The organism is Streptomyces sp. NPDC004667 (assembly GCF_040609475.1).
Taxonomy (GTDB): domain Bacteria; phylum Actinomycetota; class Actinomycetes; order Streptomycetales; family Streptomycetaceae; genus Streptomyces.
Genome location: NZ_JBEXKC010000134.1, coordinates 1 through 12,362 on the forward strand (window position 1 = coordinate 1; position 12,362 = coordinate 12,362).

The following is a 12,362-nucleotide window of genomic DNA, read 5'->3' on the forward strand; positions in this document are numbered from 1 at the left end:
GACGCGAACACCGTTTCGCGATTCGGGAAGCGGGTGGGACAGACTGGGCGGCGTGGCAGTCAGTGATGAGACGACGACGACCGACCCGATCCCGGCGCGGAGGCGGGTGACCGCCGCCTCGGCCTCGCGTACGACGCGGCTCGTGTCGATGTCGACGAGCAGGCCGCCGTACTTCAGCGGACGTCCGTCCACGAACACGGAGTCGACGTTCTCGGGCCTGCCGTTGAAGACGATCTGGCCGATCCAGTCGAAGCGCGGTGCGAAGTTCAGGGCCGCCGGATCGATGACGACCACGTCGGCCCGCTTGCCGGGGGTCAGGGAGCCCACCCGGTCGGCCATGCCGAGGGCCTCGGCGCCGCCCAGGGTGGCCATCCGCAGGACGTCGTGTACCTGCGGGTAGACCCCAGGGTCCTGCGCGCGGGCGCGTTGCAGGCCGATGGCCGTCTTCATCAGTGCGTGGAAGTCCGAGCTGTCGTCGGTGCCGCCGTCCAGCCCGAGCCCGACCTTGACGCCCCTTCGTCCGAACTCGGGGAGCCGCATGACGCCGGAGGCCAGACGCATGTTGCTCAGGGGGCAGTGTGCCGCACGCGCGTCGTGGTCCGCGACGGCGTCGATCTCGTCGTCGGTCAGGTGGATCGCGTGGTTGATCAGGAGCCGCGGCCCCAGCGCGCCGATGTCGGTGAGGACCCCGATGGGATCGTCCGCGCGCTGCTCGGGGCGTTCCAGGACATGGGAGTTGAGCATGACCCCCAGCTCCTGGGCGGCTTCCCAGTGCGCGCGGTTGAGGTGCTGGAGCGCCCGCGCCGCGTGGGTGGCGACCTGGAAGGAGCCGAGCGGCACCGGGTCGACGAGGTCCTTCTTCACCTTCGTGGGCAGCACAGCGTCGGGCTTGGGCGGGAACATCGCGTAGGTGAAGCGCACTCCGGTGCCGGCGAGCGCCCGCACGTAGCTCTCGATGAGGTCGTAGGCGAAGATGTCCACCCAGTCCACCAGGGTCGTCACGCCTGACTGGACGGCGTCGAAGGCCGCGAGGCGCACCAGGCTGTGGAGTGCCGCGGGGGTCAGCCGGCTCCGCGCGGGGTCGGCGCAGCGCGCGAACCAGCCGAACAGGTCGCCGTCGGTACAGCCTCCGCGGATCGCCGCCTGCCAGAGGTGGGTGTGGGTGTCGACGAAGCCCGGCATGACCAGCTTGCCCGAGGCGTCCACCACCCGGGCGCCGGGGGGCGCCTGGAGGGCCGTGCCGACGGAGGCTATGGCTCCGTTGCGCATCAGGACGTCGGCGTTCTCGATCGTGCCGAGGGCGCCGCTGCCCAGGGCGGGGTCCATGGTGATCACGAGGGCGGCGCCCCTGAGCAGGATCGTACGGGCGGCCGGAACGGGCCGCCGGTCCGGGCTGTCGCGGGGGACGGAGCGGGTGGTGGCACCGAGGAGGAGCGGGGCGGCAGCGGCCGCCCCGAGGCCGGTGAGGAGGTCGCGGCGGCTGTGGACCGGCTGTGGGGTGGGGGTTGAGTGCATGGCGTGTTACCTCCCGAGAGCTCAGAACGGAAGGGCCGCCCGGACGACGCGAGGACGCGGCGTCGTGCCGGGCGGGAGATCACACGCAGCATTCCCAGTCCGCGGCCTTTCGATAGGTCTCCGCGGAAAAGTTTTTCCGTTCCGGCCGTGCGTTGGCGGAGCCCGGGGTCCAGGGGGAGGTCAGCGCTCGGCGCCGGCGGGGTCGTTCGCGCCCACCGGGGTCGGGGCGTTGGGGCGGTCGGACTGGCAGCGCAGTTTCTCCGGGGCGGTGAGCGGGCCGGTGCGCTGGTAGATCCGGTCGGAGAGGTCGGTGGAGGGGTGGTCGATGACGGTGTGCAGGCGCCAGTCGTAGTTGGGGTCGGTGGCCTTGGTGGTGGCGTTGAACCAGCCTTCGGTGCGGCGTCGCGCTGCCTGCGTTTCGATCCAGGACGCTTCGGCCGGCTGGACGATCTCGGTGATCGGGCGTTCCTGCGTGGTGTTCCAGGCGGGGGCGAGGCCCGTGCCCTGCGTGTACTGCTGGGCCATGTTGCTCGGCGCTCCGGTGCCGCTGCCGGGCAGGCCGGCGGCCGTGGGGAGGTCGCCGTAGGAGCGGTTGACGGTGGCGACGGGGCGGGTGCGGTTGAGCGTGTTGCGGGTGCAGTTCAGGTAGGTCTCGGCCGCGACGCGGGCGGGGGCGTAGTAGCTGAAGGAATAGTCCGCCTCGGCCGTGAACGTGCAGCGGTTCACAGCGCCGTTGCAGTAGGAGACGGCGTCCGCCACATTGCGGCGGTCGTTGCCGTAGAAGGCCTCGGAGGCGGGCAGGGCGCCGGCCGGGATGGTCTTGTCGACGGGCGGCGGCTCCTGGGTGACGCGGACGTTGGTGACGAGCGGTCCGCAGTACCCGTTGTTGTTCTGTGCGGCGGCGACGGTCGAGGCGAAGGTGAGCAGCGGCTCGTTCGCTCCGGCGGTGAAGGCGAGGGTGACTCCCGTGCGCCAGGCGGGCTTCCAGTAGTTGCTGGGCAGTTTCTCGGTGGTGGGCAGGGTGGTCCGGTCGGTGAGGGGGCCGCCCTCACCCTGGACGGTGTAGGTCTGGCCCTGTTCGAGTGCGGCGGCGGTGCAGTAGTTGGAGACGCTGGGGCTCTCGTCGTACGTGACGGTGACGCGTGCCCCGCTGCGCACTCCGCGCAGCCTCTGCTTGAGGCCGTAGGAGGCTTCGCCGGGGAGGCGGAGCATGGCGGCGGTCAGGCCGTCGGGGTGGCCCGCGGTGGCTGCGTTCCAGCGCCAGACGCCGCCGGTCGTGCCGGTGCCGGAGGTGGATCCGACCGACCAGGCGTGGGGGTTGGCGCTGGTGTTGACGCCGGTGAAGGCGGGCTCGGCGAAGTCGGCGTTGAGGACGGTGACCGGTGCGGGGGCGGCGGCCCGGGCGGGCGGGACGGCGGCGGAGGCCTGGGCGTCGGTCGCGCCGCCGAGCAGGCCGAGGCACAGGCCCAGGCCGATGGCGGGCGCGGTACGGGTGAGGGTGGTGCGGGCGGATCCGGCGGGGCTCCGACGGGTTTCCATGACTATCTCCACGGGTGCGGCGGGTGGTCAGGGCGTGCCGGGGGCGAGCACGTCGCGGTCCTTGAACCGGGAGCCCTCGGGCAGGTTCGCGGGCGTCAGGCCGCGGGGCGGGGCGGGAGTGGTGGTGTCCTCGGTTCCGGTCTTGCCCTCGGGCCTCAGCCGGTCGCAGGTGTTGCCGGGCACGGTGAAGGTGTCCGCGACGAAGGTGCTGGAGTTCACGGTGGAGGGGCCGTCGACGACGACCTTGCGGATGCCGAGGCCGCTGCCGGTGGTGATCTCGCCGGCGATGCGCTGCATGGCGGAGCTGGCGCCGAAGACGAGTGCGTCGCCCGGGCGGACGGTGGTGTTGTAGGTGGTCTTCTCGATGTGCTCGGTCGTCCAGCTGCGCTGGTAGGCGAGTTTGAAGGCGCCTTCGAAGGCTCCCTTGACGCCGAGGGATCCGGCGATCTTCCCGCTTCCCGAGGCGCCGGCCTCGGCGCCGACGGTGGCGGTCGGGCCCTTCGACTTATCCGGGGTCGAGAACTCTCCCTTGGCCTTCGCGTCGACGCCGGCCGTGACCTCGCCGGAGGTGCTGATCGTGCCTTCGATCGCGATCTTCCCGGTGATCTCGCCGCCGAGGTTGTCGGTGCTCGACGTGCGCAGGGTGACCTCGCGGGCGACCGTGATGGCGTCCTTGGTGCAGTTCACGACCGCGTTGCCGAGGGACTTGACGGCGCTGTAGTACTCGCCCGACGCGGCGCGGTTGATCTCGAACCGGCAGCCTCCGGGGTGCGAGGCGCAGTACTCGGTGACCTTCTGCGTCGAGGCGAGCGGGGTCGTGCCCTCGTAGGCGACCGGGGTCGGCACCTCGGGCGACGCGGCGGCGTACGAGGGACCGGTGGCCGCGCAGGTGAGGGCGAGGAGGGCCGCACCCGCGGCGAGGGCGGCACGCCGGCCGGGGACGTGAGTGATCGTCTTCACCGGTTCATCTCCCCGCACAGAGAGGTCAGTTCCGTGGACCGGGACAGTCCGGCCGGCAGGTCGGCCGCGAAGGAGGCGCAGGTGCCCGACAGGGCGGATTGGGCGTTGCCGGAGGGTTCGGGCCGCATGGTGCCGAGCTCGCCGCGGGCCTGTGCCATGTCGGTCTCCTGCGTCGAGCCGCCGCCGATCAGCTGCGTCATGCAGGACTTGGATTCCGCCGGGCACTTCTGGGCCGCCTGCTTGGCGGCTCCGATGTCCTGCTTGGCGGCGGCGCTGTCCTGCTTGGCGGCGTCACGGTCCTTGTCGACGGCTCCGCGCTCCTCCGGGGAGGCCGAGCAGGGCTTCTCCTCACCGCCCGGGCAGGGCTCCTCGCCGTCGAGGGGCGCCACGGGGGCGGTGGCGCGGTGGATGTGGGCCGACGGGACGGACAGCGCCGCCGCGGGCGGGAGGCCGCACAGCAGGGCGAGTGCCGCGAGGGATACGACGATGGGGATGCGGGGAATTCTGCGCATGCCTGGTAAGCCCCTTCCGGGGTGACACGACGAACGGGAGTTCACATCCGGACCGAATGCGTACGCAACGTAACAGCACGCTACGGAAAGTGATCAGCAGCGCGATCGAAATTCACCCGTATTGCCCCGGCTCCCGCCGGTCACACGTCGAAGCTCCCGTACCGGGCCGTGGGGCTCAGCCGAGGGCGCGGTCGAGGTTGAAGGCGGCGCTGATCAGCGAGAGGTGGGTGAACGCCTGGGGGAAGTTGCCGAGTTGTTCTCCGCTGCGGCCGATCTCCTCGGCGTAGAGGCCGAGGTGGTTGCCGTAGGTGAGCATCTTCTCGAAGGCCAGGCGGGCCTCTTCCAGGCGTCCGGCCCGCGTGAGCGCCTCGACGTACCAGAAGGAACAGATCGAGAACGTGCCCTCGGAACCCCGCAGGCCGTCCGGGCTGGCCTCCGGGTCGTAGCGGTAGACCAGCGAGTCGGAGACCAGATCCGCGGTGAGCGCGTCCAGGGTCGAGAGCCACTTCGGGTCGGTGGGCGCGATGAACTTTGCCATCGGCATCATCAGTACGGAGGCGTCGAGTACGTCGTCCCCCAGTCCTTGGACGAAGGCGCCGCGCGTCGCCGACCAGCCCTCCCGCATGATCTGCCGGTAGATCGCGTCCCGGCTCAGCTGCCAGCGGGGAAGGTCGGCCGGCAGGCCGCGCCGGTTGGCCATCCGGATGGCCCGCTCGATCGCCACCCAGCACATCAGCCGCGAGTAGACGAAGTTCCGCCGCCCGCCCCGGGTCTCCCAGACACCCTCGTCGGGCTGGTCCCAGTTCTCGCAGAGCCAGTCCACCACCGCGCCGACCTCGTCCCAGTGATCACTGCTGATGGGCCGGCCCCACTTGTCGTAGAGGTAGACCGAGTCGATCAGGGCGCCGTAGATGTCGAGCTGGAGCTGCTTGGTTGCGGCGTTCCCCACCCGCACCGGAGCGGATCCCAGGTGCCCTTCGAGGTGGGTCAGCTCGGATTCGGGCAGTTCGGTGCGCCCGTCGATGCCGTACATGATCTGCAGTGGACCCGTGGGGCCGACGCCCCGCATGATGCCCCGGTCGGACAGGAAGCCCATGAACGCCTCGGCCTCCGTCGTGAAGCCCAGGCGGAGCATGGCGTAGATGGCGAAGGCGGCGTCGCGCACCCACACGTACCGGTAGTCCCAGTTGCGCTCACCGCCGACCCGTTCGGGCAGGCTGGTCGTCGGCGCGGCCACGATCGCACCGGTCGGCGCGTAGGTGAGCAGCTTGAGGGCCAGCGCGGAGCGGTGCACCATCTCCCGCCACCGGCCGCGGTAGCGCGAGCGGCCCAGCCAGTGGCGCCAGAACCGGACCGTGGCCTCGAACTGCTCCTCCGCCTCGGCGTACGGGCAGGCTCGCGGGCGGACGTCATCGCTGATCCGGTCGAGGGCGAAGACCACGGACTCGCCTTCGAGGAGCTTGAAGTGCGACCACACGTCCGCGCCGTCGCATTCCAGCGTCGCGGTGGCCGACAGTGCCAGCGACAGGGACGGGGACTCGAAGACGGCCTCATGGGCTTGCGCGCGTACGGTGTGCGCTTCGGCGCCGTAGCCGAAGCGAGGGGCTATCCGCGTCCTGAAGGGAAGGGTGCCCCGGACGCATATCACCCGCCGGACCAACCGGTGCCGGGACGCCTCGCGCGACTCGTCGACGACCGGCATGAAGTCCTGGATCTCCGCCACGCCGTCGGCAGCGTAGAACCGCGTGATCAGGACGTTGGTGTCGGGGAAGTAGAACTGTCGCGTCCGTGCCGGCACGTCGGCGGCCAGCTCCCACGATCCGCCTCTGTCGGCGTCGAGGATGGACGCGAAGACGCTGGGTGCGTCGAAGCGGGGGCAGCAGTACCAGTCGATGGTTCCGTTGGTCCCGACGAGCGCGGCGGTACGGAGATCACCGATCAGACCGTGCTCGGAAATCGGCAGATAGCGTGCGCCGTCCACTCCCCCGGATCCGGTCCCGTCATACATGCCGGCCTCCCTACCGTCTCACCGTGAGCAGGGGCGGAGATCAAGAAGACCTCCGTCCTTCATGGTAGAACGCCCCTTCGTCGAAGCACTCCCGGCCAAGTGCGCTCCGCCCGGCACCGCCGGTTCCTCCCGGACCGGACTCCCGCACTCGTGGGCATCGCGGCCACAGCGGCATCGCGGCCACGGCGCCCGCCCGACCCTTGATCCGCCGGGAAAACCCGGCCGGGGCGTGATGGCGATCCGCTACGCTTGCGCCGGACGATCATGGTATGGGGGCTGGCATGGCGGCGCACGGTACGGGTGAACGGTTGCGGGACGAGGACCCTCGGGAGATCGCGGGATACCGGCTCCTCGCCCGGATCGGCGAGGGCGGCATGGGAACCGTCTACCTTTCCCGCACCCGCGGCGAGCAGCCCGTCGCGCTCAAGGTGATCCGGCGCGAGTACGGCAGCGATCCCGGCTTCCGGAGCCGCTTCGAGCAGGAGGTGCGGGCGGCCCGCCGGGTGCAGGGATACCACGTGGTCCCGGTCGTCGACCACGACACCACCGGCGAACAGCCCTGGCTGGCCTCGATGTTCGTCCCCGGCCTGTCCCTGCACGAGGCCCTCGTCGCACACGGCCCGCTGCCGCTGCCCGCCGTCCTCAGGCTCGTCGGCTGTACGGCGCGGGCACTGACCGCGATCCATACCGCCGGCGTCGTGCACCGGGACCTCAAGCCCGGCAACATCCTGCTGAGCGACCAGGGCCCGTACGTCATCGACTTCGGCATCGCCCGCGCAGCCGATGCCACCCAGCTCACCGCGTCCGCCGGCCTCGTCGGCACCCCGCAGTTCATGTCCCCGGAGCACGCGCTGGGGGATCCGGTCGGACCGGCCGCGGACGTCTTCTCGCTCGGCCTGATCGCCGCCGTCGCCGCCACCGGCCGCCACCCGTACGGTGACGGTGGCGCGCTGACGCTCGCCGCGCAGATCGCCAACACCGCCGTGCGGCCGCCCCGCCTCGACGTCTACGACGACACGCTCCGCCCGCTCCTCGAGCGGTGCCTGTCCCCCGACCCGGCCGGTCGCATCGGCACGGAGGAACTGGCCACCCTGTGCGAGCGGTCCGCCGGCCACTCCCCGAACGACTTCACGGGGTGGCTGCCCCGGCCACTGACCCAGGAGTTGGCCGCGCGCAGGCGCGCCCCGCTCCCACCGAGTCCGGAGCCGACGGTCACCGGCTCGGGGCCGCAGCCGCCCCACGGCCCCACCTTCGCGGCCGCACCGACCGCCGCCCCGACCGTCGCACCGTCCCCGCCGCCGTACGCCCCGACGGTACCGGCCGCCCCGCCGCGTACGCGGACCGGCCTCGTCGTCGGCGGAGCCGTCCTGGCCGTCGTCCTGGCAGTGGTCCTGACCTGGACGGTGGCCCGATCCGACAGCGCCTCGGACGGCGCGCGGGAGCAGGGCGACGGCAAGCAGTCGGGTCAGCCGGCCCACCCCACCGCCTCTGGTCCGAAGGCCTCCCCCGGCTCCACCTCCGACGACTCCGGATACACCGTCGTCTTCCGGGACCGCCCCCTCACGCTGCGCTCGCCGAGCGGGGCCAACATCGTGCGGGTCGACCTGGACGTCCCCCAGGTCGTGCAGGACTCCCCGGGCCGGGAGATCATGCTCAGTGAGATCTCGGGCGGCAGGTGGGAGTTCTACACTCCGATGGGCAAGAGCGTCGGGAAGACGCCGCAGGAGTGTCTGCAGGGCGCCCGGGCCGACGTGCTGCCCAAGGAGATCAAAGCGAACGACCTTCCCGCCACCCTGCCCGTCGGGGCACTGATGTGCACGGTGACGACCGAGGACCGGCTGGCGATGCTGGAGGTCACCGGCATCACCACCGGCCACGGAAACCTGCCGGACTACACCACCCGGCTCACCCTCTGGCAGAAGCGGTAACAGCGGTCGCACCGCGTCGGGGAGCCCCGTCTCCGACCCGGCCCGCGGCGGCCGGCTCCGGTCAGCCCTGTTCGCGGATGCCCCACGGGGAGTCGTAGGCGGTCAGCAGGTCCAGGAACGGGCGCGGCGGAAGGGCCTCCGGGCCCAGCACGCCCGACTCCGCCCAGACCCCGCCGGCGATGAGTTCGAGCGCCACGACCGGGTTGACCGCGGTCTGCCAGACCACGGCCTGTGAACCGTACTCGCGCATCGACCACTGGTTGTCCACCACGTGGTACAGGTACACCTCGCGCGGCCGGCCGTCCTTGGTGCCCTTCACCCAGGTCCCCGCACAGGTCTTGCCCGACATCCGCTCGCCCAGCGTGGCCGGGTCGGGCAGGCACGCCGCCACCACGTCGCGCGGGGAGACGCGTACCGGGCTACCGTCCGCGCCGCGCACCGTGACCGGTTCGGTCGAGTCCAGGCCCAGTGCGTGCAGGGTCTTCAGCTTGCCGATGAAGTCCTCGCCCAGGCCGTACTTGAAGGTGACCCGTCGGGCGTCCACCCAGCGCGGGACCAGCAGCACCTCCTCGTGCTCGACGTTGACGCACTCGACCGGGCCGATGCCCTCCGGGAAGTCGAACACCTCCGGCTCGCTGAACGGCTCGGTGGTGAACCATCCGCGGTCCCGCTCGTAGACCACCGGCGGGTTCAGGCACTCCTCGATCGTCGTCCAGATGTTGAAGGACGGGGCGAACTCGTGGCCCTCGACCGTCAGGTTCGCCCCGTCGCGGATGCCGATCTCCTCGATCTCGTCGAAGAGCTCGTCGGCCGCGTACCGGGCGAAGACGTCCGACAGGCCGGGCTCCACGCCCATTCCGACCAGGGCGAGGCGCCCCGACTTCTCCCAGGCCCCGGCCCGCTCGAACTGCTCGTCGCCGAGCTTGACCCCGCACTGCGCGTAGGGGTTGCCGGGGTGCGGCCGGGACAGGGACATCGCCATGTCCACGTAATGGCTGTCCGCCGCGAGCGCCGCCTCGAAGAGCGGCATCACGAACCGCGGATCCGTGGCGTTCAGCAGTACGTCGCACCGCTCCTCGGTGAGGAGCGCGGCCACCGCCGCCTGGTCCGAGGCGTCGACGCGACGCGCGTGGAACCTGCCGCCGGCCTCGCCGAGCGCGGCCACGGCCGCCTCGGCGCGGGTCAGGTCGTAGTCGGCGACCACGAAGTGGTCGAAGAAGTTCCGGCGGGCCGCGATCCGGGTGATCGCGGTACCGACGCCACCGGCGCCCACTAGCAGAACACGCATGACGAAACCCTCTCTCGGTGAGGTCCGCGGAGTTCCGCGCCTCGTGGAAGGGATGAAAGCCGGGGCCACAAGATAAGGTCAATGGTGTTGGCATAAGGAGGAAGGCGCCCGATGGCGAAACCCGTGGTCCCCGAGGAAGCCCGTCGGCGGCGACGCCCCACCCGGCAGGGCGTCGTCCTGTCCGAGCGCCTGATCGTCGAGACCGCCCTGCGCATGCTGCGCGAACACGGCAGCGCGGGCCTGTCCGCCCGTCGGCTCGGCGCCGCCCTCGGCGCGGATCCCAGCACCCTGTACCGGTACTTCGACGGTATGGACGCCCTCACCCTCGCCATCGGCGAGGAGCTCATCGGCCGGGCCCTCGACGGCTGGGCGGTCACCGGCCAGTGGCGTCAGGACCTGCGTGAACTCGGGCTGCGCATCCACGGCGCCTACCTCTCGCACCCGCAGGCGGCCGTATTGACCGCCGGCCGCGTGACCGGCCGGCCCCGCGAGATCGCCGCCGACGAGGCCGTCCTCGGCATCCTGCGCACCGCGGGCTTCCCCGACCCGGAGGCGGTCCTGATCTACCACGCCTTCATCGACCAGAGCCTGGCCTTCGCGGCCCTCGACGCAGGCGCCCTCGCCCTGTCCGAGCCCTCCCGGACCTCCGACGAGGGGCAGTGGGAGTCCACCTACGCCCGGTTGCCGGCCGACGAGTACCCGCACATCAATGCCACCAGGCGACTGCTCGCCGCCCGCATGAACCACAGCGCCTACCCGGTCGCCCTGGACATGCTGCTGGCGAGCGCGGAGTCACGGCTCCAGGCCCTGCCGGCCCGCTGACCCGACCGCCCACGGGACCCGCGCGGGCCCCTTATGCCAACACCATTGACCCCTTACCGCCCGCGCGGGTTTCCTCTTCGCAGTTCACGCCCTGTTCACACCGCGCCCGCCACGGCGCGGCCCGCACACCGCACTCCGTACACCGCACTCAGTACAGCGAGGGACGATGGCCGCAGACACCCCGCCGGAAACCACTCCCCGAGCCGCCACGGCCACCGCCGCGCCCGCGGCACGGGGCGGCACGACCGTCACAGCCGCCCCAGCCGGCACGGCGGCCCCGAGTGGGAACGGCACACCGACGGCACACGCCCCGGAAGGCGCCCTCACACCGGACGCGATCGGCTTCCTCGACGCCCTCGCCATCGGTCTCAACGCCACCTCGCCCGCCTACTCGCTGGCCGCCGTCATCGGACCCCTCGTCGCCCTGGTCGGCGTACACGCCCCCGGAGTGATGCTCGCGTCCTTCGTCCCCATGCTGCTGATCGCCTCCGCCTTCCACTTCCTCAACCGGGCCGATCCCGACTGCGGGACGACCTTCTCCTGGGTCACCCGCGCCCTCGGCCCCACCACCGGATGGCTGGGCGGCTGGGCCATCGCGATGACCGGAGTGCTCGTGGTCGGCTCGCTCGCCGATGTCGCCGTCGGCTTCGGCCTGCTCGCCGTCGGGGCCGACGGCCTGGCCGGCAACGCCCTGGTCCGCGAGGCCCTCACCGTCCTGCTGATCCTCCTGATGTCCTGGCTCTGCGTACGCGGCACCGAGGTGTCGGCCCGCTTCCAGAACGTGCTCGTACTGCTCCAGGTCCTCTGCCTCCTCGTGTTCGCGGCCGTCGCCGTGTACCGCGTCTACGCCGGCACGGGATCCCTGGACGCCGTCCGCCCGGCCGCCGACTGGCTGAACCCCTTCGGGGCCGGCGGCTCCGCGCTCACCGGCGGCCTGCTGCTCGGCGTCTTCGCGTACTGGGGCTGGGAATCCGCCGTCAACCTGACCGAGGAGACCAAGGACCCCGCCAACGCCCCCGGCCGGGCCGGGATCTGGTCGACGGTGGTCCTGCTGGCGACCTACGTCGCCGTGGCCTTCGCGGTCGTCGCCTACGCCGGCACCGCGTACCTCGCCGGAGAGGCCGACGCGGAGGAGAAGGTCTTCGCCTCGCTCGCACGTGAGGTGCTCGGCGGCTGGGACTGGATCCTGCTCCTCGCCGTCGCCACCTCCGCCCTCGCCTCGACCCAGACGACCATCATCCCGGCCTCCCGCACCGCGCTGTCCATGGCCCGCCGCAGGGCGCTGCCCGCCGCCTTCGCCCACATCGACACCCGCCGGGGCACACCGAGCACCAGCACCTGGTGGGTCACCGGCACGGCGATCGTCTGGTACGTCGTCATCCACCGGATCAGCGAGAACGCCCTCGCGGACTCCCTCACCGCCCTGTCGCTGCTCATCGCCTTCTACTACGCCCTCACCGGCATCGCCTGCGCCGTCTGGTACCGGCGCCGGCTGATGCGGGGGCCGGGCCCCTTCCTGCTGCTCGGCGCGGGCCCGCTGATCGGCTCGGCCATGCTGATCTGGCTGCTGGTCGAGGCCGTCGCCGACATGGCCGATCCGGGCAACGCCTCCAGTTCGACCGCCTGGTTCGGGCTGGGCGCCCCGCTGGTCATCGCGCTCTTCCTGGCCGGCGCCGGAGTGGTGCTGATGCTGCTGCGCCGCGCCGCGTCCGCAACCTTCTGGCGCGAACGCCCCGGCGTGGCTCCCGAGGCACCGTAGGCTCCCGAGCGCGTCGGCCTCCCCGTCCGGC

Annotated in this window: 9 protein-coding genes; 3 read left to right on the forward strand and 6 right to left on the reverse strand. The window is 71.7% G+C overall.

All coding sequences use genetic code 11. The features are described from left to right. From ABZW32_RS36825 to ABZW32_RS36845, 5 genes are all read right to left on the reverse strand, one after another. A partial coding sequence (locus ABZW32_RS36825; protein WP_356224814.1) for an amidohydrolase family protein occupies window positions 1-1,515 on the reverse strand: 1,515 nt, incomplete at its 3' end. 180 nt (window positions 1,516-1,695) lie between these two features. Then, window positions 1,696-3,054, reverse strand: coding sequence for a hypothetical protein (locus tag ABZW32_RS36830; protein WP_356224816.1), 1,359 nt, complete (start codon window positions 3,052-3,054; stop codon window positions 1,696-1,698). A gap of 27 nt (window positions 3,055-3,081) precedes the next feature. Further along, window positions 3,082-4,014: a hypothetical protein gene (locus ABZW32_RS36835; RefSeq protein ID WP_356224818.1), complete on the reverse strand. Its 933-nt coding sequence runs from the start codon at window positions 4,012-4,014 to the stop codon at window positions 3,082-3,084. Further along, complete coding sequence (locus ABZW32_RS36840) at window positions 4,011-4,526, reverse strand: hypothetical protein (protein WP_356224820.1); 516 nt, start codon at window positions 4,524-4,526, stop codon at window positions 4,011-4,013. Before ABZW32_RS36840 ends, ABZW32_RS36835 begins: the two co-directional genes overlap by 4 nt. Window positions 4,527-4,701: 175 nt before the next feature. Then, on the reverse strand, window positions 4,702-6,534 hold the full coding sequence (locus ABZW32_RS36845) for a glycoside hydrolase family 15 protein (protein WP_356224822.1): 1,833 nt from the start codon (window positions 6,532-6,534) through the stop codon (window positions 4,702-4,704). 269 nt (window positions 6,535-6,803) lie between these two features. On the opposite strand from ABZW32_RS36845, the gene ABZW32_RS36850 reads away from it, so the two are divergent. Continuing rightward, a complete protein-coding gene (locus ABZW32_RS36850; RefSeq protein WP_356224824.1) occupies window positions 6,804-8,462 on the forward strand; it encodes a serine/threonine-protein kinase in 1,659 nt (552 codons plus the stop codon). Window positions 8,463-8,523: 61 nt separating this feature from the next. Here ABZW32_RS36850 and ABZW32_RS36855 read toward each other — a convergent pair whose 3' ends face one another. Further along, window positions 8,524-9,750 (reverse strand): saccharopine dehydrogenase C-terminal domain-containing protein, encoded by a 1,227-nt coding sequence (locus ABZW32_RS36855; protein ID WP_356224826.1) that lies wholly within the window; start codon window positions 9,748-9,750, stop codon window positions 8,524-8,526. Window positions 9,751-9,861: 111 nt separating this feature from the next. Here ABZW32_RS36855 and ABZW32_RS36860 point away from each other — a divergent pair, with 111 nt between their 5' ends. Further along, a complete protein-coding gene (locus ABZW32_RS36860) occupies window positions 9,862-10,572 on the forward strand; it encodes a TetR/AcrR family transcriptional regulator (protein ID WP_356224828.1) in 711 nt (236 codons plus the stop codon). Between the two features lie 166 nt (window positions 10,573-10,738). Further along, a complete protein-coding gene (locus tag ABZW32_RS36865) occupies window positions 10,739-12,331 on the forward strand; it encodes an APC family permease (RefSeq protein ID WP_356224830.1) in 1,593 nt (530 codons plus the stop codon). Window positions 12,332-12,362: the final 31 nt, after the last annotated feature.